The 17,897-nt window shown below is 60.6% G+C and carries 20 protein-coding genes; 15 read left to right on the plus strand and 5 right to left on the minus strand.

Annotated features, from left to right (window positions below):
• Positions 1 to 25: 25 nt before the first annotated feature.
• Complete coding sequence (locus AAF659_RS06740) at positions 26 to 556, plus strand: ankyrin repeat domain-containing protein (protein ID WP_349750955.1); 531 nt, start codon at positions 26 to 28, stop codon at positions 554 to 556.
• A gap of 28 nt (positions 557 to 584) precedes the next feature.
• On the opposite strand, the gene AAF659_RS06745 is transcribed toward AAF659_RS06740, so the two are convergent.
• The gene (locus AAF659_RS06745) at positions 585 to 1,007 is read right to left on the minus strand and encodes a methylglyoxal synthase (protein WP_349750956.1); all 423 of its coding nucleotides are present in this window, start codon (positions 1,005 to 1,007) and stop codon (positions 585 to 587) included.
• Positions 1,008 to 1,178: 171 nt separating this feature from the next.
• On the opposite strand from AAF659_RS06745, the gene AAF659_RS06750 reads away from it, so the two are divergent.
• From AAF659_RS06750 to AAF659_RS06770, 5 genes are all read left to right on the plus strand, one after another.
• A complete protein-coding gene (locus AAF659_RS06750; RefSeq protein ID WP_349750957.1) occupies positions 1,179 to 1,982 on the plus strand; it encodes a hypothetical protein in 804 nt (267 codons plus the stop codon).
• Positions 1,972 to 3,018 carry an extracellular solute-binding protein gene (locus tag AAF659_RS06755; protein WP_349750958.1) on the plus strand — a complete coding sequence of 349 codons (1,047 nt, stop codon included), beginning with the start codon at positions 1,972 to 1,974 and terminating at the stop codon, positions 3,016 to 3,018. The genes AAF659_RS06750 and AAF659_RS06755 overlap by 11 nt, the downstream gene beginning before the upstream one ends.
• The gene (locus AAF659_RS06760; RefSeq protein WP_349750959.1) at positions 3,015 to 4,532 is read left to right on the plus strand and encodes an ABC transporter permease; all 1,518 of its coding nucleotides are present in this window, start codon (positions 3,015 to 3,017) and stop codon (positions 4,530 to 4,532) included. The genes AAF659_RS06755 and AAF659_RS06760 overlap by 4 nt, the downstream gene beginning before the upstream one ends.
• A gap of 2 nt (positions 4,533 to 4,534) precedes the next feature.
• Positions 4,535 to 5,557 (plus strand): ABC transporter ATP-binding protein, encoded by a 1,023-nt coding sequence (locus AAF659_RS06765; RefSeq protein WP_349750960.1) that lies wholly within the window; start codon positions 4,535 to 4,537, stop codon positions 5,555 to 5,557.
• A gap of 137 nt (positions 5,558 to 5,694) precedes the next feature.
• On the plus strand, positions 5,695 to 7,311 hold the full coding sequence (locus tag AAF659_RS06770; protein WP_349750961.1) for a methyl-accepting chemotaxis protein: 1,617 nt from the start codon (positions 5,695 to 5,697) through the stop codon (positions 7,309 to 7,311).
• Positions 7,312 to 7,327: 16 nt separating this feature from the next.
• Here AAF659_RS06770 and AAF659_RS06775 read toward each other — a convergent pair whose 3' ends face one another.
• Positions 7,328 to 8,143 carry an inositol monophosphatase family protein gene (locus tag AAF659_RS06775; protein WP_349750962.1) on the minus strand — a complete coding sequence of 272 codons (816 nt, stop codon included), beginning with the start codon at positions 8,141 to 8,143 and terminating at the stop codon, positions 7,328 to 7,330.
• Positions 8,144 to 8,238: 95 nt separating this feature from the next.
• Here AAF659_RS06775 and AAF659_RS06780 point away from each other — a divergent pair, with 95 nt between their 5' ends.
• Positions 8,239 to 8,748, plus strand: coding sequence for a DnaJ domain-containing protein (locus AAF659_RS06780; RefSeq protein WP_349750963.1), 510 nt, complete (start codon positions 8,239 to 8,241; stop codon positions 8,746 to 8,748).
• Between the two features lie 12 nt (positions 8,749 to 8,760).
• Here AAF659_RS06780 and AAF659_RS06785 read toward each other — a convergent pair whose 3' ends face one another.
• The gene (locus tag AAF659_RS06785; protein WP_349750964.1) at positions 8,761 to 9,504 is read right to left on the minus strand and encodes a secretin N-terminal domain-containing protein; all 744 of its coding nucleotides are present in this window, start codon (positions 9,502 to 9,504) and stop codon (positions 8,761 to 8,763) included.
• A gap of 104 nt (positions 9,505 to 9,608) precedes the next feature.
• Here AAF659_RS06785 and AAF659_RS06790 point away from each other — a divergent pair, with 104 nt between their 5' ends.
• From AAF659_RS06790 to AAF659_RS06800, 3 genes are read left to right on the plus strand one after another with little or no spacing between them, the layout of a single operon-like run.
• Positions 9,609 to 10,733: an NAD(P) transhydrogenase subunit alpha gene (locus AAF659_RS06790; protein ID WP_349750965.1), complete on the plus strand. Its 1,125-nt coding sequence runs from the start codon at positions 9,609 to 9,611 to the stop codon at positions 10,731 to 10,733.
• Positions 10,734 to 10,735: 2 nt separating this feature from the next.
• Positions 10,736 to 11,041 (plus strand): NAD(P) transhydrogenase subunit alpha part 2, encoded by a 306-nt coding sequence (locus tag AAF659_RS06795; RefSeq protein ID WP_502949200.1) that lies wholly within the window; start codon positions 10,736 to 10,738, stop codon positions 11,039 to 11,041.
• A gap of 12 nt (positions 11,042 to 11,053) precedes the next feature.
• Positions 11,054 to 12,472 carry an NAD(P)(+) transhydrogenase (Re/Si-specific) subunit beta gene (locus AAF659_RS06800; protein ID WP_349750967.1) on the plus strand — a complete coding sequence of 473 codons (1,419 nt, stop codon included), beginning with the start codon at positions 11,054 to 11,056 and terminating at the stop codon, positions 12,470 to 12,472.
• Between the two features lie 73 nt (positions 12,473 to 12,545).
• Here AAF659_RS06800 and AAF659_RS06805 read toward each other — a convergent pair whose 3' ends face one another.
• Positions 12,546 to 13,679: an NAD(P)/FAD-dependent oxidoreductase gene (locus AAF659_RS06805; RefSeq protein ID WP_349750968.1), complete on the minus strand. Its 1,134-nt coding sequence runs from the start codon at positions 13,677 to 13,679 to the stop codon at positions 12,546 to 12,548.
• Positions 13,679 to 15,001, minus strand: a complete 1,323-nt coding sequence (locus tag AAF659_RS06810; RefSeq protein ID WP_349750969.1) for a class I SAM-dependent methyltransferase — start codon at positions 14,999 to 15,001, stop codon at positions 13,679 to 13,681. Before AAF659_RS06810 ends, AAF659_RS06805 begins: the two co-directional genes overlap by 1 nt.
• Positions 15,002 to 15,187: 186 nt before the next feature.
• On the opposite strand from AAF659_RS06810, the gene AAF659_RS06815 reads away from it, so the two are divergent.
• From AAF659_RS06815 to AAF659_RS06835, 5 genes are all read left to right on the plus strand, one after another.
• Positions 15,188 to 15,610: a PGPGW domain-containing protein gene (locus AAF659_RS06815; RefSeq protein ID WP_349750970.1), complete on the plus strand. Its 423-nt coding sequence runs from the start codon at positions 15,188 to 15,190 to the stop codon at positions 15,608 to 15,610.
• Between the two features lie 87 nt (positions 15,611 to 15,697).
• Entirely contained in the window at positions 15,698 to 16,036 is a 339-nt protein-coding gene (locus AAF659_RS06820) for a metalloregulator ArsR/SmtB family transcription factor (protein ID WP_349750971.1), read from the plus strand.
• Positions 16,037 to 16,045: 9 nt separating this feature from the next.
• A complete protein-coding gene (locus tag AAF659_RS06825) occupies positions 16,046 to 16,468 on the plus strand; it encodes an arsenate reductase ArsC (RefSeq protein ID WP_349750972.1) in 423 nt (140 codons plus the stop codon).
• The gene (arsB, locus tag AAF659_RS06830) at positions 16,468 to 17,538 is read left to right on the plus strand and encodes an ACR3 family arsenite efflux transporter (protein ID WP_349750973.1); all 1,071 of its coding nucleotides are present in this window, start codon (positions 16,468 to 16,470) and stop codon (positions 17,536 to 17,538) included. The genes AAF659_RS06825 and arsB overlap by 1 nt, the downstream gene beginning before the upstream one ends.
• Positions 17,538 to 17,843, plus strand: a complete 306-nt coding sequence (locus AAF659_RS06835) for a CC/Se motif family (seleno)protein (protein ID WP_349750974.1) — start codon at positions 17,538 to 17,540, stop codon at positions 17,841 to 17,843. The genes arsB and AAF659_RS06835 overlap by 1 nt, the downstream gene beginning before the upstream one ends.
• Positions 17,844 to 17,897: the final 54 nt, after the last annotated feature.

Genomic DNA, 17,897 nt, shown 5'->3' on the forward strand with positions numbered 1-17,897 from the left:
TCGCCTGGATTTGAAGGACGCGGTTATGAGCAAGTTTGTGAAAGGACTAGCGGTTGTTCTGGCGTTCCTGGTGGCCACTGGCTGTGGTTTGACTGTGTATCATTTCGCCACCACGTCGACCTTCAAACTCATTGCGGTCTATATGGATGATGAGACACCAGCGGTCTTTCGTTGGAGCGCGAAACAGTCGCTTTACTGGTTTCACCCAGATGAAGCGGATGTGAAGCAGCTTAATCGAGAAGCGGGAGCCCAATATGTTGTGGATGTATTGGGTCCTGACGAAGCGCGCCCGGTTCTTAGGCACCTGATGAACAACGGTCTCGATATCAACAGCATGAGTGAGGCCCACGGCACGAGATTTACCGCCCTGCATGCTGCGGCGATAACGAATAATCCGGGGGGCGTTCGGCTTTTGTTGGAGTTTGGGGCTGATCCGACCCTGAGGGATGGCGAGGGCCGAAAACCACTGGAGTTAGCTCGCTTCAGCAGCAATCGACCGAATCGGGTGGAAAACTACAGCGCTGTGATCAATGTCCTTGAGGAGGCACAGCGTTGATGGATCTCACACAAGGTCGATAGCCTCCTCAGGCCTTCCCGCCGAACCCAGGAACCGCCCTGTCATACGCCTGGAAAAACGGCGATGTGATCAGGAAATCCGCGGTGCTCTCATTGGAGGCGATCGGGATATTCCAGAGGGTGGCCAGGCGCAGCAGGGCGCGGATGTCCGGGTCGTGAGACATCGGTTCCAGTGGGTCCCAGAAGAACACCAGCATGTCGACGGTGCCTTCCGCAATACGCGCACCGATCTGCTGGTCCCCACCGTGTGGGCCGCTCTTGAGGCAGGTCACTGGCAGTCCTGTTCGATCTGCGATGAGGTTGCCCGTCGTACCGGTACTGATCAGGGTCAGTGCCCTCATCTGTTCTGCGTTGGTCTGTACCCAGTTGGCGAGGGCGGGCTTGCGGTTATCATGCGCGATCAGCGCTAGGGTGCTGATGGGTGATGACATTATTGTTCTCCTTCTTATAGCCCATGGTCTATTCAATCGGGATGATGCACAGGGGTCATAACATACCACAAGAGTCTGACAACAAGGTTTCACAGGAAAGAATACCTTTACTGTTCATTTGAGAATAGTTATTGTTCACGCACTAAGACATAAAATCAGAGGAAAGGTTCTATGAAAAACCATACGTTCACGGCTTTCAGGGGTGTATTGCTTGCGGCAGCATTGGTGGCACTACCGTTCACTGCGGCGGCGGATGGTGAAGCGGGCGATCATGTTAAAGACCTCAAGTCACATCTCGGTAACTATGAGAGTGAAGTGAACCGTTTTGTTGAGCGCGTTGAGAAACTGGTAGGGCGTTACGCTGAGCAGGGGCCGGATGCGGCTGAAACGGATGATCTGATTGAACTCTGGGAACAAGTGCGGATCCATTCCGCTGTTGAGGTCAATCAGGCACCGGTTTATGCCTCGATCTGGCAGGGCATTTATGGCGTGAAAGAGGCCATTGACCAGGAGAAGGACATCGCGACAGTGCGGGCCGAACAGAAGGCACTGGAGTCCGCTTTGTGGCAGGCTCTGGGTGTGGTCAAGATGGCTGCCCAGCATCAGGCTGATGGCGGTCACGATGATGACTCAACCGAGTCCTCGGCCAGTGGCAGCGCTACGGTGGATGAGATTGTTGCCCAGCTCGATGAAGTCACAGTGGAACATGCCGAGGGTGAGACCGAGGAGGCGACTGAGCTGGTCCACGATACTTACATGAACCTTTTTGAAGGCATTGAGGGGGCACTCATCGAGCAGGATGCCGAGCTGGTTGAAAGCCTCGAGAAAGATTTCAATGTCACACTGCCCAAGCTGCTTGAGAATGGTGCTTCGGTCTCGGAAGTGACCAACCGGGTTGACGCCATGAAAGATAAGCTGGCGCGGGCGCAGGAGCTGCTCAAGAAGGCGGAGGAGAGTCAGGGCGATGTGTTCTGATGTGACCCGTCGGGATCTGATGCGCGCGTTGGGCGCGCTGGGTGTCATGAGCGCCTTCCCCTTGTCCGGCCTGGCGGCCGGCAAGGGCGAGGCGCCGTTTTCGGTTGAGTCGCTGCCGCCTCTGGAGGGGGAGTTGACCCTCTACCTGGGGCGGGGTGAGGGCGGCCTTTACGAGAACGTGATCAACGCCATCCGGGACCGTAACCCGGACCTGTCACTGCAGGTGCGGCGCGGCCCCACGGTGGCTTTGGCGAATACTATCGTGGCGGAGGCCGAGGCCGGTGCCCGCCAGGCTGACCTGTTCTGGGCTGTTGATTCCGGCTCGCTGGGTCTTGTGAGTGATGCCGGCTTGGCTACTGCGCTGCCGGATTCGCTCGGCGAGGGGTTGCGTGAGGGCTTCCGTTACGATTACTGGGCGCCGGTGTCCGGTCGCGTCCGCACGTTGCCCTTCAACACGGATCGGCTCAGCCTGGGGGATATCCCTGAGGACATCATGGCGCTGCCGGACAGTGGTCTGAGCGTGGGATGGGCGCCGGCCTATGGCTCCTTCCAGTCCTTCGTGACCGCCATGCGCCTTCTGCAAGGTGAGAAGGCGACACGGGAATGGCTGCGCGCCATGAAAGGCCGGGCCCGCCAGTACGCGGGTGAATTCGGGGCCGTGATGGGCGTCTCCCGTGGGGAAGTCGACGTGGGACTGGCGAACCACTATTACACCCTGAGGCTCAAAGCCGGTCAGCCGGACGCGCCGGTGTCGCTTGCCATGACACGCGATGATGCCGGTTCGCTGCTGAATGCCTCCGGGGCCATGGCGCTGACGGATCGCCCGGTGGCCGTCAACTTCATCCGTTACCTGCTGACGCGGGAAGTGCAGGAGTACCTGGTGCAGGAGGCTTACGAGATCCCGATGGTTAACGGCGTGGCTCTGCCGGAGGGGCTGCCGGATCAGGAGCGGATCCAGCCGCCCTCTCTTGATCTGACGCGCCTGGCGGATCTGCGCCCGACCCTCGAGCTGATGCGGGATACGGGCGTTCTATGAGGCGATGGCCAGCCTCCTATGTGTTGGCGGCACCGGTTGCGGTGCTCGCAATCCTGCCGCTACTCGTCCTTCTGGATCTGGGTGCTGGCGCTGAAACGCTCTGGGATCCCCATTGGCTCGAGGTGCTTTGGCAGTCGTTGGCACTCGCGGGGCTGACGGTCCTGGGGGCTCTGATTCTCGGGGTTCCCCTGGCGGTGATGACCGCCTATGTCCGGTTGCCCCTGAGAGGGCTGTGGTTGCCGCTGCTGGCGGCACCGCTGGCAATGCCGAGCTATATCGGCGCTTTTACGTTCTATGCGGCTTTCGGGCCGGGCGGTGAGATTGAGGCACTCACGGGGATTCCTACCCCTGAGCTGCGGGGCCTTACCGGCGCCGCCGTGGTCATGTCGCTGTATACTTTCCCTTTTGTACTCCTCACGACCCGGGCGTCGCTGCGTGGGCTGGATGCCAGCGTGCTGGATGCTGCCCGCACGTTGGGGCTTTCCCTGCCGCAGGCGCTCTGGCGGGCGGTACTGCCGCGGGTTCGTCGTGGTATCGCGGCTGGCGCGCTGCTGGCGGCGCTTTACACGTTGTCGGACTTCGGCACACCCGCCATCATGGGTGTGGACACGTTTACGCGTGTGATCTTTGTCGAATACAACGCGTTTGGGCTCAGCCAGGCGGCCATGCTGTCGCTGCATCTGCTGGTCATCGTTGGATTGATCCTGTTTCTTGAAAGCCGTTTCGGCACGGAGCAGGAGCGCCCTGGTCGGACGCTGGTTCTGACCCCGGGCGCTGCCGCAGGGAGCGCCATGATGGCGGCGGCCCTGCTGGTGGCGGCTCTGGCCGTGGCGTTGCCTCTGGCCCTTTTCGGCATCTGGATTGCGCGCGATGGTCTGGCTGGCTTTGATCCCATGACAGCGGTCAACTCAGCCTGGGCAGCAGCACTGGCAGCTGTGGGCGCGGTTGTTCTGGCGCTGCCAGTCGCCTTTGCGGCGCTCTCCGGGCGCGCTGGCCGGATCATGGACCGGGCAACCTATCTTGGGTTTGGCGTGCCCGGGATCGTGATGGGGACGGCGCTGGTTCATCTGGGGCTCAGGATTCCGTATCTGTACCAGACGTTGTTTCTACTGGTGCTGGCCTATACGCTTCGGTTTCTGCCGCTGGCGGTTGGTGCTGTACGCTCAACCGCGGAGCGGCTGGATAACAACCTGACTCACGCGGCGCGCCTGCTGGGTGCCTCCCGGCGCGAGGCGTTCCGCCGCGTCAGTCTGCCTCTGACACTGCGCGGCGTGGTTGCCGGTGGCGCGCTGGTCTTTCTGGAGGCCATGCGCGAGCTGCCAGCAACTTTGATGCTGCGGCCCACAGGTTTCGATACGCTTGCGACGGAGCTGTGGCGGGTTTATGAGGCGGGCTATTTCGGCCGTGCCGGCGTACCGGGGCTGCTGCTTGTACTCATCTCCGGTGTGGCGCTGGTGCTGATGGTCAGTGGCGAAAGGGGGCTGAAAACGGGCCTTGCAGATAATAAGGGGTAACGATGCTTGAAGTACGCGACCTGAGTGTTGCCTATGGTCAGACCCGGGTTCTGGATGGCCTGGATTTCCAGCTGGGCGAAGACGAGATCCTGATGCTCGTGGGTCCGACCGGCTGCGGCAAGACGACGGTACTGCGTGCTCTGGCAGGTCTGGTGCGGCCGAATGCCGGTGAGATTGTGCTGGGCGACAAGCGGATTACGCCCAAGCGCGACGTGCCGCCGGAAAAGCGCCGGGTTGGGATGGTCTTCCAGGATTTTGCCCTGTTCCCGCATCTGAGTGTGATCGACAACGTAGCGTTTCGGCTGAGTGATCGCACAGGCGCCTACGAGTGGCTGGAGCGTCTTGGGCTGTCATCACTGGCGGATGCCATGCCGGAACGCCTCTCCGGAGGGCAGAAGCAGCGTGTGGCCCTGGCGCGCGCGCTGGCTCATGAACCGCAGCTGATGCTTCTGGATGAACCGCTGTCCAACCTGGATGCGGCGCTCAAGGACACCCTGCGCTGGGATATACGCATTGCGCTCAAAGAAGCGGGTGTGCCGGCCATCTGGGTGACGCATGATCAGGAGGAGGCATTGTCTGTGGGCGATCGCCTTGGCGTCCTGAACAATGGTCACATGGAACAGCTGGATACACCTGAGCAATGCTTCAGTCAGCCAACCAGTCGCTTTGCCGCGCGTTTTCTGGGTGAGGCGGCTTTCGTGCGCGGGCGCCGCGAGGGCGATCTCGTGCTGACGCCCCTGGGTAATGCGCCCGCCCTGAAAGCGGGGGGGCATGGTGAACCGGTGGATCTTCTGGTACGCCCTGATGATCTGACTGTTGTGCCCTCAAAGGAAGGTAACGGGGTTGTTGAGTGGCGCCGCTATGAGGGGGAGTCAAGGCTCTATGCCATTCGCGTGTGTGAAGGCGAGGCATTGCGAGTGAGGACCAATCATGAGCAGGATCTGTCCGTGGGTTGTCCTGTGCATCTGCGCATCAGCTCTGAGCATCCGCTGGCGGCATTCCCCGCTGAATCAGCGGCTGGCTGACGCTTACGGCGAGCACGGCACACTGTTGCTGTAAGAGCTGTAACAAAAGTTTCTGGGTGTGTCACTTAACCTTTCCGGAATCTGGCCGCTACCCTTTAGTGTGTTATAAAGACAGTCACTCAGGAGCGGTCCTCTCTATGATCCGAACGAGTATTGCCCGCCAGGTTCTGATGGTCATCCTGATGGCGAATATTGCCATTGCCGTGGTGGCTGGCGCTTACCTCAGTTATTCGCTCAGTGTGACTGACTCATTCTCGCGCCTGACCTCGCGGGATATGAAGGCGGCCATTGAGACCCAAGAGGTTCTCTCTGATTTCAAGACTCAGGTCCAGGAGTGGAAGAATGTGCTGCTGCGCGGCCATGACCAGGGTCAGAGGGACAAGTACTGGAGCCAGTTCAAGGAGCAGGAAGCGAGTATTCAGGCGAGTCTGGATGAGTTGCTGCCACTGGTTTCCGATGCTGAGGCAAAGAAGCTGCTTGAACAGTTCCAGCAGGCGCACCAGCGCATGGGGGAGTCATACCGTGAGGGTTACCAGTCTTTCGCGGATTCGGGATTTGATCACACCGAGGGTGACGCGGCCGTACAGGGCATTGACCGCGAACCGGCGCAACTGATCAGCGACGCGACTGAGCGAATCCGCGAGCTTGCCACCAACGAAGCCGCAAGCCTGGCGGCCAATGCCAGAAGTAACACCATGCTGGCAGGCGCGGCGCTTCTGGTTGCGGTATTGCTGGGGACTATTCTGTCAGTATTTATGATCAACCGGCAGGTGATACAACCGACGCGGCTTATTGCCGGGCGACTGGAACAACTGGCCAATGGCGAGCTGGGCGAAAAGCCCACGCTGAAACGCGAGGATGAGATCGGCTGGCTTGCGGACGCGGCGCGTAAGCTGCACGACTTCCTGAATGAGATCCAGCAGACGACCCGCACCAACGCGGCGGATCTGACGACTATCAAGGATACGGTAGGTGGCGGGGCACGCGATGTGGCTGAGCGCTCGGAGCAGGCCCGGCAGCGGATTGATCAGATGGCTACAGCCATGAATGAGATGACCTCAACAGCGAGTGAAGTAGCCCAGCATGCCTCCAATGTGTCGACCCGCGTGGATGAGACCACCTCTGAAACCGATCGCGCCAACAGCAACATTGCCACCTCGGTTGAGAGCATGAACCGGCTGTCCCAGCAGGTGCATTCGACCTCGGAAACAGTCGTAGCCCTGGCGCAAAACAACAAGAAAGTCAGCGACGTGATGAAAGTCATCCGTGAGATCGCGGATCAGACCAACCTGCTGGCGCTGAACGCCGCCATTGAAGCAGCTCGGGCCGGTGATGCCGGACGTGGATTCTCGGTGGTGGCGGATGAGGTGCGCAACCTGGCCGGCAAGACCCAGGAGGCGACCGCCGAGATTGATGGGATTGTGAACAGCATCGCCTCCGGTTCCGATGAGGCCACGGAAAACATGCGAGCCAGCGAGACTGTGACCGAGGAGTGTGTGCAGCAGGTCACCGAGGTTCAGCAGATCATCTCGGATATCAATTCACGGATGAGCGAGATCCAGGACGCAACGACCCAAGTGGCTACGGCGGCGGAAGAGCAGACCAGCACCAGCGAGGACATCAACCGCAATATCACAGAGGTCTCGGAGCTGGCGGAAGCCATGAGTGAGTCCTCGGATGCCAATCTCAAAACCATTCCGGAGCTGGAAGCGATGGCATCCAGCGCCACCAATCTGGCTAACCGGATCCGGTGAGGCGGGCCCACGGGGCTTACGCCCCGGCTGGCTCCGGAAGCAGCTCTTTCAGGGCGTTGTGGATACCGGGGGCCGTGATGATCAGATCCCGGCCCCATAGATCCTCGGGGTAGCCCTCGGGAACCGGTGAGAAATGGCCGCAGGTGGCGCCGGCTTCCAGTGCGATCAGCCGGGCTGCCGCAAAATCCCAGGGGCTGACGCTCTCGTAGTAGCCGTCCAATCGCCCACAGGCCACCCAGCAGATGTCCGCGGCGGCGGAGCCGATGCGCCGGATGTCGCGGCAGTGGGTGAGTACCCGCTCCAGTCGGCGCACTAGGGTTGGGATCTCATCCTTGCCATAGGGGAAGCCGGTAGCGATAAGGCTGCGGCGCAGCTCGGTGGCACTGGCGACCTCGATCGGCATGCGATTGAGCAGAGCGCCCTGGCCTTGGGTGGCCATAAAGGTTTCCTGCTGGAAGGGGCAGTGGACGACACCGGCGCACACCCGGCCCTTTTCGGCATAGGCGATGGAAACCGCCACCTGGGCGTGGCCGTAGGCATAGTTCACGGTGCCGTCAATGGGGTCCACGATCCAAAGAGGTGTATCCAGATTCTCGGCTTGGGCCAGATCCGGCATGGCTTCCTCGGAGAGGATGCGGTGCTTGGGGAAGGCCTGCTGGATGCGCTGGGCGATGAACTCATCCGCCTCGATGTCCGCCTGGGTGACCAGCTCGGTAGCATCCTTGTAGTCATGCTTCAGATTCCCCCCGCGACGTTGCTGAATGATCAGTTCCCCTGCTTGCTGGGCGGTTTCTTCGGCGAATTCGGTGATGGCGGTCAGCTCGTCGTGCATTGAGGCCAGGCCCCTCTGGTAGGATGTGATGGATCGGGTCGGACTGGCGTGTAGTGTACTCCGGCCCTGGGATGCCCACAAAACACGGAACTCTGATGCACCTTATTTTTGGCCTTGCTCTTACTGTTCTGCTTTTCCTGCTGTTGCGTCAGTGGGCACGCCTGGACCCAGAGGACCGGCGCAAAGGGCTTTTCTGGGGTGTCGTCGTGGCGGTGGGCGCACTCTGTACACTGCTGGTGGCCACCGGCAGGCTGCATGTGGTCGGGGGCCTGATTGCCGCACTCGTGCCTTTCGCGCATCGCGGCTGGCGCGCCTTCCAGCTTTGGCTTCTGTGGCGCCGTATCCGTAATGCTGGCATGGATGGGGGTGCTGACTCGCATCAACAGGGTGAGCATGATGCGCAGAGCCCACCGCCCGATTCAGGCGGTATGCGTCTGGAAGAAGCCCGTGAGGTGCTCAATGTTCCCGCTGATGCTGGCCGGGATGAGATTGTGAAGGCGCACCGGCGCTTGATCCAGAAGGTACATCCGGATCACGGCGGCAGTGATGAGCTGGCAGCACGGGTGAACGAGGCCAAGGAAGTGCTGCTGAAGGCCTTGAGCTGACGCCGGCCTTTGTCAGGGGGCTGGAAGTACCTCTATCTTCACTTCCCAAAGGCGGTTGCCCTTTGACTGCGTACTGTGAACCCGGCTGTTGTTCTGTGAACGGGCACTCCGGCGCTCCTTGCCCAGCTCCACCCATTCGCCGGGGGTTACGCGGCGGATGGTCACCACACCAGCAGTCTCGTAACCCGGTTTGCCCGGGATGGGTTCGTTGCGGATGGCGGTAATGTGCAGTTCCACCTGATCGTCGCTCAGTACCGAAGGGCGCACCAGAAAGCCGCTGGTCATAGCCACTTCCTCAACAATCACCATCGGGTCCTTGCCGCCCCGGGCGGCGACCGGGAGGCGCGCGATGCGCCCGGACGAGATCTGTGCGATCTGCTGATCCTGGACGACTAGCGAGCGTGTCGAGGCCCGTTGCGTACTGTAGACACGCTCGCTGCCAGTGCGGTCGTCCTCGCCTGAGGCCATTTCCCGGTGGCGCAGGGCCAGCCGCATCCGGCGCACCGGTTGGTCGATCTGGCTGAGCAGGCTCTTGATCTCCGCAAGCTGCTCTGGCTTGGCGCGCACCATCAGGTTCTGGCCATCCGGCGAAAGCGTGATTTCATCGCCATAAAGATTGCGCAGCTGGGGTACTACGGTCTGTGCCCGCCTGTTCTCCAGCTCGAAGACGTGACTTTCAGTAGCGGCAAAGGCGCCAGGCATGGCCAGAAACAGTAACAGGCCGATAAGAATGAGGTTGCGAATGGCTGGTTTCATGATATTCCATGGGTTTCTGTCTATTATCAGGGTATCGCACCGTTAGCGGGTGCGCGACCGTTTCAAGCTCAGGATTCCATCCTGTCAACAAGGGAGTGGCCATCATGACGGTGACCATCACTGCACCCCGGGAAACACGGGCCAATGAACGACGGGTGGCCGTGGTACCCGCGGTCGTGCCGAAGCTGGAAAAACTAGGGGTCGAGATCCGCCTCCAGGAGGGAGCCGGTGCAGCTGCCCGTATTCCCGATGAGTCCTATCACAACGCAGGCGTCCATGTGGGCCAGCTGGAACTCGATAAGGCTGATGTGGTGCTCTGTGTGCAGGTGCCCAGCCCGGCCGAGGTCCGGAAGATGCCCAAGGGCAGCATCCTGATTGCCTTTGTCTATGCGCACCGTGAACCCGAGACGGTGGAGGCGCTGGTGGAGCGTGAGATCACCTGCTTCGCCATGGATCTGGTGCCACGGATCACGCGGGCCCAGGCCATGGATGCGCTCTCCACCCAGGCGGCATTGTCGGGGTATTACGGTGGTCTTCTGGCCGCTACCAATCTGCACCGCATCCTGCCCATGATGACCACGGCGGTTGGTTCCATCCGGCCGGCGAAAGTGCTGGTGATTGGCGCCGGTGTTGCGGGACTGCAGGCCATTGCAACGGCGCGCCGGCTGGGTGCCATGGTTGAGGGTTATGACGTGCGCAGCGAAGCGGCAGAACAGGTGGAGTCGCTGGGTGCAAAGTTCGTCGACACTGGTGTCTCCGCCACCGGTGAAGGTGGTTACGCACGGGAACTGACGGACGAGGAAAAAGCACAGGCAGCCGAGGTGGTGACACGCCATGTCCAGAATGCCGACGCGGTGATCACCACTGCGAATATTCCCGGCCGTGAGAGCCCGAAGGTTCTCACTGAAGAGCAGATCCAGGGCATGAAGCCGGGGGCCGTGATCGTGGATCTGGCATCAGATGGCGGCGGCAACACGCCCCTCACGGAGCCGGGCGAGACGGTGGAAAAGGGCAACGTAACGATCGTGGCCCCGTTGAACGTGCCCAGTCTTCTGGCTGAGCACGCCTCTGAGCTTTACGCTAAAAATCTCCTCAACTTCCTGGGGCTGATCATCGCTGACGGTGAGATCCAGCTCAACTGGGAAGATGAGGTCGTTGCCCATGCGTGCCTGACGCACGCGGGTGAAATCCGGAACGAAGTGGCGGCCGAAGCCGTCAGGGGGGAATGACCATGGATGCGACCACCGCCATCACCGGTTTTGTTGCGCTCTATATCTTTATGCTGGCGGCTTTTACCGGCTATGAGATCATCGGTCGGGTGCCGGCGATTCTGCACACACCACTGATGTCTGGCTCCAATTTCGTTCACGGCATCGTGGTGGTTGGCGCCATCTGGGCCCTGCTCAACGCGGCCACGCCACTGGAGCAGACCATTGGTTTCATCGGCGTTGTGCTGGGTGCGGGTAATGCGGCTGGCGGCTACGTGGTGACCGACCGTATGCTCGACATGTTCAAAGCTAGTGACCGGCAGGACTAAGGGAGCAGTACCATGGTGAGTTTTCTGATCGCGGCAGCCTTCTTTGTTGCCACCCTGCTGTTCATCTACGGGCTCAAGCGTATGGCCAGCCCGGTGACCGCGCCCTCGGGGATCCGCGTTGCGGGCTGGGGTATGGTGATCGCGGTAGCGGCCGCCTTCCTGTATGCCTTTGACGTGCGTCCCGCGGCTTCGGACCACGTGGTCACCAACTTCCTGCTGGCCCTGGTGGCACTGGGAATTGGCGTCGCCTGGGCCTGGCGCAGTGGCAAGCGCGTTGAGATGACCGGGATGCCACAGATGGTGGCGCTCTACAACGGCATGGGCGGCGGTGCAGCGGCTGCCATTGCAGCGGTGGAGCTGTATTCCGGTAACGCCCAGGCCCATGGCTTTGTGGTTACGGTGCTGGCACTTGTGGGGGGGCTGATCGGGGCGGTGGCTCTTTCCGGCTCGGTCGTTGCGTGGGGCAAGCTGGATGGCCGCCTGAACCGGACCATCCGTTTCAGCTCCCAGCAATTGATTAACGGCGGGACGCTGGCGCTGGCGGCCCTGTTTGCGCTTTACATCCTGGTGGTCGGGGATGGCGCGGTGCCCGCCAACGGCATCACGCTGTTTTTCATCGCCGCTCTGGTGCTGGGCGTTCTATTGACCACGCCCATTGGTGGCGCGGACATGCCGGTGGTGATTTCACTCTATAACGCCTTTACCGGCCTCGCTGTGGCATTCGAGGGTTTCGTTCTCCAGAATCCGGCCATGATCATTGCCGGTACTGTTGTGGGTTCCGCCGGCACCCTGCTGACCTTCCTGATGGCGAAGGCTATGAACCGGTCGGTGACCAACGTGATCTTCTCGAACTTTGGCGAGGAGGACGATGGCTCCGGTGGTATCGAGGGCTCCATGAAATCGGTGGATGCCTCGGATGCGGCAATCTCCATGTACTACGGCTCAAGGGTGATCATTGTGCCGGGCTATGGTCTGGCAGTGGCTCAGGCTCAGCACAAGCTCTATGAGTTCGTGAAGCTGTTGCAGAAGCAGGGCGTAGAGGTAAGCTTTGCGATCCATCCGGTTGCCGGGCGCATGCCGGGGCACATGAACGTGCTGTTGGCGGAAGCTGGCATTCCCTATGACATCATTTACGATCTGGAAGACATCAACGAAGAGTTCGCCCTTTCGGATGCGGCTCTGGTGATTGGCGCCAATGACGTGGTGAACCCGGCGGCGCGCAGCAACGAGTCCAGTCCCATCTACGGCATGCCCATCCTGAACGTGGATTACGCCCATCAGGCTTTTGTGGTCAAGCGCGGCCAGGGTAAGGGCTATAGTGGCGTGGAGAATGAGCTGTTCTTCGCGGACAACACGCACATGGTCTATGGCGATGCGCAGAAGGTGATGGTTGAAATGATCGAGGCAGTGAAGTCACTCGGCAGCGCCTGATGACGTGCGAGCCTGTGCGCCAGCCCGGTAGCAACCTTGCCGGGCCGCGCTCAGGAGTGGTTTGCTCCCGGTTTCAGGAAGCCACCTCCAGTGTGGGCACGTGTTCGTGGAGGAACCAGCGTTCGGTTACCACCTTGCGGGTGAACCAGTGCGTTTTCATCAGCGCGGGTGCGATGCGCAGCTTGGCCCAGTCCGGGAGATCAAGGCCGCTTTCGCGCTCGACTTCGCGGGTACCGAAGCGCTCGCGCAAACGGTTGGCATAGAGCTTTAGGCTGGCTGCGCTGTAGTCCGGTGCCTCCTGGATTACATCGGCGGCCAGGAAAGCGGATTCCACTGCCGGGCGGATGCCTTCGCCGCTCTGGGTGTAGGCCAGGCCGGCTGAATCACCGATAAGCAGGATGCCGTTATCCACCAGTGGCCTTTCAGCGTGATCGTAGAGCAAGTAAGCGTGGCCCTTGAACTTGCCGGGTAGATCCTCCGGGATCCGGTCTTCGGCCTGCATTCTGGCGACAAAGTCGTTGAGGTGGCTCTTGAGGTCGTTAGGATCCTCGCGTCCAAGGCCGATATTGAGAAAGTTGTCCTTGCGGAAAACCCAGGCATACCCCATCAGGTCGCGGCAGAACCAGAGCTCCGGGGTATCCTCGCGGACCCGGCAGTGGCGGGCCTGCTGCGGGGTCATCTCAAACTCTACTTCCTTGGCGGTGACCGAAGTCTCATGGCTGCCGGGCCCTTCCCCGATGGTAGCCGCAACCGGGCAGAAGTGGCCCCCGGCGCCAATGACCAGTGGCGCCTGGTAGTCACCGTTGAGGCACCATTCGCCATCGGCGGTGCGTTCTAGGGATTGGAACTTGATGCCCTCCGCCCGCTCACTGGCGCTGCGCTCAAGCAGGTAGTGATCAAATTCACAGCGGCGGATCCCGTAGCTGACCGGCTCGCTGCCGTGGTCATTGACCACCGCTTTCTGGCCCATCATGCCGATACGGAAGCCGTGGATGGGCTGCATTACGTTCTTCTGACGGTAGTCGGCCGGATCAATGCCCAGAATGTCGAGCACGGCTGGAGTGACCCAGCCGGCGCAGGTCTTGTCCCGCGGGAAGGTCTGTTTATCCACCACCAGGGGGCGGTAACCGCGCTGGGTCAGGGCCCGTGCCATGGTGGAGCCGGCCGGGCCACCGCCGACGATCAGAGCATCGTAACGCTGTACCATCAGTAGCTGCCCTCCGGCGGAACGTTGGAACTGGTGTAGAGGTGTTTACGGTTACGGGGCACGTTGTTGTTCTCCGGGTGCGCCAGTACCATCTGGAACAGTTGCAGCGAGCTGGCACGGAAGCCCGCAATGGAACCGGACAGGTAGAGCCGCCAGGCGCGCACGAAGTTCTCGCCGTACATCTCGCGCACGGTGGCACTATTGGCCTCGAAGCGCGCCAGCCAGTCCTCCAGTGTTTCGGCGTAGTGCAGGCGCAGGTTTTCCACGTCGAGTATCGATAATGGGCCGGATTCGGCGATGCTGGTGAGTTCGGTGATGCTGGGCGGATAGGCCCCCGGGAAAATCCGCTTCTCGATCCAGGCGTTAGTCCGCATCGGGTAGTTTCGGCCGATGGAGTGAACCAGAGCAAGACCGTCGGTTTTCATGTGCCGGCGGATGACGTCCGCCAGATCTGGGTAGTGCTCCGTGCCCACGTGCTCAAGCATACCGACGGAGACGAAGCGGTCGTATTCGCCGGTAATATTGCGGTAGTCATCCTGCACGTACTCGACCTGGTTCTCCAGGCCCTCCTCTTTTGCCCTCTCGCGGGCAAAGTTGATCTGCTCCTGGGAGATATTGAACGCTCGGACATTCACGCCATAGTGCTTCGCCATGTAACGGGCCAGGCCGCCCCAGCCACAGCCGGCTTCTACCACGGTCTCGCCGGGCTGGAGCTGAAGCTTGCGACAGACGAGTTCCAGCTTGGCCAGCTGGGCCTGCTCCAGGCTGATGCCAGGCTCCTCGTAATACGCGCAGGTGTACTGCATCTGGGCTTTATCCAACCAGAGCCGGTAGAAGTCATTACCCATATCATAGTGATGATGGATATTGTCTTTAGCTTGCTTGAGGCTGGTGGAGCGTGGCGCCTGATCGCGCCACAGCATGCGCAACAGCAGAGGCAGCCTGTCATAGGCCTGGTCCAGGGCCCGGTACAGATCCGTGAGCAGGTCGGGCATGTGCCCTTCCATCTCCAACCGCCCCTCGCTGTAGAGGTCGCCAAAAGCCAGGTTAGGGTTGGTCATCAGTTCGTAGAGGGCAGCGCGATCCGCAATCCGCAGTCGATAGCGCGATGTTTCTGAGGACGGGCCGACCTGCTCAGTGCCCCATAGATCCAGTGTCATCGGAGGATTACCGGCCACTGAAAGGAATTTCTCTGCCATCCAGCGCTCAGGTGCTCTGGCGGAACTGGTGGGTTCGATCAGCGATTGTGTGAAGCTCAAGGGTGAAAATCGCTCATTACGATCAGTGCGAGTTGTGTCCCTTTGCGGGGTCTTCTGTTCCATTGTGCCCTCCAGCATCCGGTTACTATCCTCCATACTACACTCAGTATAGGAAGTGTCCCGCTCAATCGGCAACTGACTGGTTTGATGAGGGCGTTATTTTCCACTTCCAAGGGCGGGGTGGGCAAATGTTGGATAAGGCGGTAGGCTTGCCGCAACGCGGATTTCCATGGGGGGGCGCGGCGACCCTTGTTCAGCAGACTGGCGGCGTGGTTGCAGGCCCATGATTGGGCGCTGTGGAGTCTGGGCGGTATGTCCCTGCTCATGTTTGTAGTGACTCTCATTGCCGTGCCCATCATCGTGGCGCGTATTCCCGCTGATTACTTCGCGCGCCCTGAGCGGGATACCCGCCTCATTCTGCAGCGTCACCCCGCGATGGGACTGCTCGTTCTGATTCTCAAGAACCTGCTGGGGCTGGTGCTGCTGGTGGCTGGGGTCGCCATGCTGGTGCTGCCGGGCCAGGGGCTTCTGACCATTGTCATTGCCCTGACGCTGCTCAATTTTCCGGGTAAATTCCAACTGGAACGTTGGATTGTCTCCCGTCCACCGGTATTCGGGGCCATCAACTGGATTCGGCGGCGTCGCGGCGTCCCCAAGCTGACCCATCCTTAGCTATCGGGATCCTGAGTGGATAACAGCTCTTTCCACTGGTGTATGGTTTCGGTAGGATGATCTCTGAAAATATATGGATATGCGTATATGGTAACGCCAGAACAGTTCTTTCGGGCTCTTTCTGATACAACCCGCCTTAATAGCCTGCTGTTGCTGCAGCAGGAAGGACGGCTCTGCGTCTGTGAGCTGGTTGCGGCGCTGGACCTTTCCCAGCCCCGGGTCTCACGGCATCTGTCCCAGCTCAGGGATCAGGGCATTGTTCAGGATGAGCGCCGGGGGCAGTGGGTGCACTATCGCCTTGCACCGGAGCTCCCAGAGTGGGCGTACGAGACGTTGCGGTCGGTCCTGGTGTCCCGGGACCTGTCCGAGCACCGGAGGCGTCTGGTGGCCATGGGGCAGCGCCCGTCTGTTGATGCGGCTGAGTGAGGCAGCGCGATGAACGTGCTTTTTGTGTGTACCGGCAACGCCTGTCGTTCCCAGATGGCCGAAGGCTTTCTGCGGCATATGAGGGGCGGGCGGTTGAACGTCGATTCGGCGGGGCTGGAGGCCCATGGCCAGAACCCGAGGGCGTTGCAGGTGATGGATGAGGTTGGCGTGGGCATTCAGGACCAGCAATCCAGCACTCTGACGGAGGCGCATCTGGTTTGGGCGGATCTGGTGGTGACTGTCTGCGGGGATGCGGATGAATTCTGCCCCATGCTGCCGCCAGGGACCGACAAGCACCATTGGGCACTGCCCGATCCGGCGCGAGCGCAGGGCGATGACGCAACGGTGATGACTGAATTCCGAAGGGTGCGTGATGACATCGAGCAGCGTGTACAGGCACTCCTGAAGGCGATTGACGGAGGTGAGCTCTGATGCAGAGAACCGATGAGCCGGATATCCGGGAAGGGATGGGGTTCTTTGAGCGTTATCTCTCGGTGTGGGTGGCGTTGGCGATTGTGGCTGGTATTGCCATGGGCCAGTGGTTGCCGGTAGTGCCGGATGTGCTGTCGCGCTTTGAATACGCCCAGGTGTCGATACCGGTGGCGGTACTGATCTGGGCCATGATTTTTCCGATGATGGTGCAGATCGATTTCGCCGCCATCGCGGGTGTCCGCCGTCAGCCACGGGGCCTGATCGTCACCACGACGATCAACTGGCTGGTCAAACCATTCACCATGTTTATGATTGCCTGGTTCTTCCTGCTGGTGGTCTTCGAGCCGCTGATCGAGACGGGCCTGGCACGCGAGTATCTGGCTGGCGCTATCCTGCTTGGAGCCGCCCCCTGTACGGCGATGGTCTTTGTCTGGAGTTACCTGACCCGGGGCGACGCTGCCTACACGCTGGTGCAGGTGTCGCTCAATGACATCATCATGCTGTTCGCGTTCGCACCTATTGTGATGTTCCTGCTGGGCCTGTCGAACATGATCGTCCCCTGGGAAACGATCGCCCTGTCAGTTGTTCTGTATATTGTGATTCCGCTGGCGGCGGGTTACGCCACTCGCCGCTGGGTGATCACACAGCACGGCAGCGAGTATTTCGACAACGTCTTTATGAGGCGCCTTGCGCCGGTTACTCCCATTGGGCTGATTTTGACTCTGGTACTGCTGTTCGCCTTCCAGGGTGAAGTGATCCTCCAGAATCCGCTGCATATTGTGTTGATTGCGGTACCGCTGATTCTTCAGACGTTCCTGATCTTTGCCATCGCCTATGGTTGGGCCATGGCGTGGCGGGTGCCACACAGTGTAGCGGCGCCAGGGGCCATGATCGGAGCGAGCAACTTCTTTGAGCTTGCGGTGGCGGCCGCCATTGCCCTGTTCGGGCTGCAGTCCGGTGCAGCCTTGGCAACGGTGGTTGGGGTGCTGGTGGAAGTGCCACTGATGCTGGGGCTGGTCAAGATCGCGAACCGGACGCGCCGTTATTTTCCGGCTGAGGCCAGTACCTGATGGCGGAGGTACCCATCACTATTGCCGATGAGGCCAGGGCCTGGCTCCTGGCGGGTGAGGCTGCGTTGATCGTGCGTAACGCTACGCGTAACGGCTGTTGCGGTGGCTCCGCCGGTGTTCCGGTTGCGGAACCCGGCATACCGTGTGACATCGATGATTATCGGGTGATTGAAGTAGATGGCATCGCCGTCCATCTCGATCCCGGCATCACCATCAGCAAACCGCTGACGGTTCGACTGGAATCGTTTTTGGGATTGCGCCATCTCTTTGTCGAAGGCGCTGAACTGGCGTCAGGCAGAGATTGAGGTCAACGGGCGCAGTGTCCATTTCAGGCTACTCACCAATCAGGAGGCAAACCA

This window comes from Salicola sp. Rm-C-2C1-2 (assembly GCF_040196175.1).
GTDB lineage: Bacteria > Pseudomonadota > Gammaproteobacteria > Pseudomonadales > Oleiphilaceae > Halospina.

Excerpts from the sequence above, each read along its gene's own strand:
- AAF659_RS06740 (WP_349750955.1), top strand. The coding sequence starts at position 26 with ATGAGCAAGTTTGTGAAAGGACTAGCGGTTGTTCTGGCGTTCCTGGTG.
- AAF659_RS06745 (WP_349750956.1), bottom strand. The coding sequence starts at position 1,007 with ATGTCATCACCCATCAGCACCCTAGCGCTGATCGCGCATGATAACCGC.
- AAF659_RS06750 (WP_349750957.1), top strand. The coding sequence starts at position 1,179 with ATGAAAAACCATACGTTCACGGCTTTCAGGGGTGTATTGCTTGCGGCA.
- AAF659_RS06755 (WP_349750958.1), top strand. The coding sequence starts at position 1,972 with ATGTGTTCTGATGTGACCCGTCGGGATCTGATGCGCGCGTTGGGCGCG.
- AAF659_RS06760 (WP_349750959.1), top strand. The coding sequence starts at position 3,015 with ATGAGGCGATGGCCAGCCTCCTATGTGTTGGCGGCACCGGTTGCGGTG.
- AAF659_RS06765 (WP_349750960.1), top strand. The coding sequence starts at position 4,535 with ATGCTTGAAGTACGCGACCTGAGTGTTGCCTATGGTCAGACCCGGGTT.
- AAF659_RS06770 (WP_349750961.1), top strand. The coding sequence starts at position 5,695 with ATGATCCGAACGAGTATTGCCCGCCAGGTTCTGATGGTCATCCTGATG.
- AAF659_RS06775 (WP_349750962.1), bottom strand. The coding sequence starts at position 8,143 with ATGCACGACGAGCTGACCGCCATCACCGAATTCGCCGAAGAAACCGCC.
- AAF659_RS06780 (WP_349750963.1), top strand. The coding sequence starts at position 8,239 with ATGCACCTTATTTTTGGCCTTGCTCTTACTGTTCTGCTTTTCCTGCTG.
- AAF659_RS06785 (WP_349750964.1), bottom strand. The coding sequence starts at position 9,504 with ATGAAACCAGCCATTCGCAACCTCATTCTTATCGGCCTGTTACTGTTT.
- AAF659_RS06790 (WP_349750965.1), top strand. The coding sequence starts at position 9,609 with ATGACGGTGACCATCACTGCACCCCGGGAAACACGGGCCAATGAACGA.
- AAF659_RS06795 (WP_502949200.1), top strand. The coding sequence starts at position 10,736 with ATGGATGCGACCACCGCCATCACCGGTTTTGTTGCGCTCTATATCTTT.
- AAF659_RS06800 (WP_349750967.1), top strand. The coding sequence starts at position 11,054 with ATGGTGAGTTTTCTGATCGCGGCAGCCTTCTTTGTTGCCACCCTGCTG.
- AAF659_RS06805 (WP_349750968.1), bottom strand. The coding sequence starts at position 13,679 with ATGGTACAGCGTTACGATGCTCTGATCGTCGGCGGTGGCCCGGCCGGC.
- AAF659_RS06810 (WP_349750969.1), bottom strand. The coding sequence starts at position 15,001 with ATGGAACAGAAGACCCCGCAAAGGGACACAACTCGCACTGATCGTAAT.
- AAF659_RS06820 (WP_349750971.1), top strand. The coding sequence starts at position 15,698 with ATGGTAACGCCAGAACAGTTCTTTCGGGCTCTTTCTGATACAACCCGC.
- AAF659_RS06825 (WP_349750972.1), top strand. The coding sequence starts at position 16,046 with ATGAACGTGCTTTTTGTGTGTACCGGCAACGCCTGTCGTTCCCAGATG.
- arsB (WP_349750973.1), top strand. The coding sequence starts at position 16,468 with ATGCAGAGAACCGATGAGCCGGATATCCGGGAAGGGATGGGGTTCTTT.
- AAF659_RS06835 (WP_349750974.1), top strand. The coding sequence starts at position 17,538 with ATGGCGGAGGTACCCATCACTATTGCCGATGAGGCCAGGGCCTGGCTC.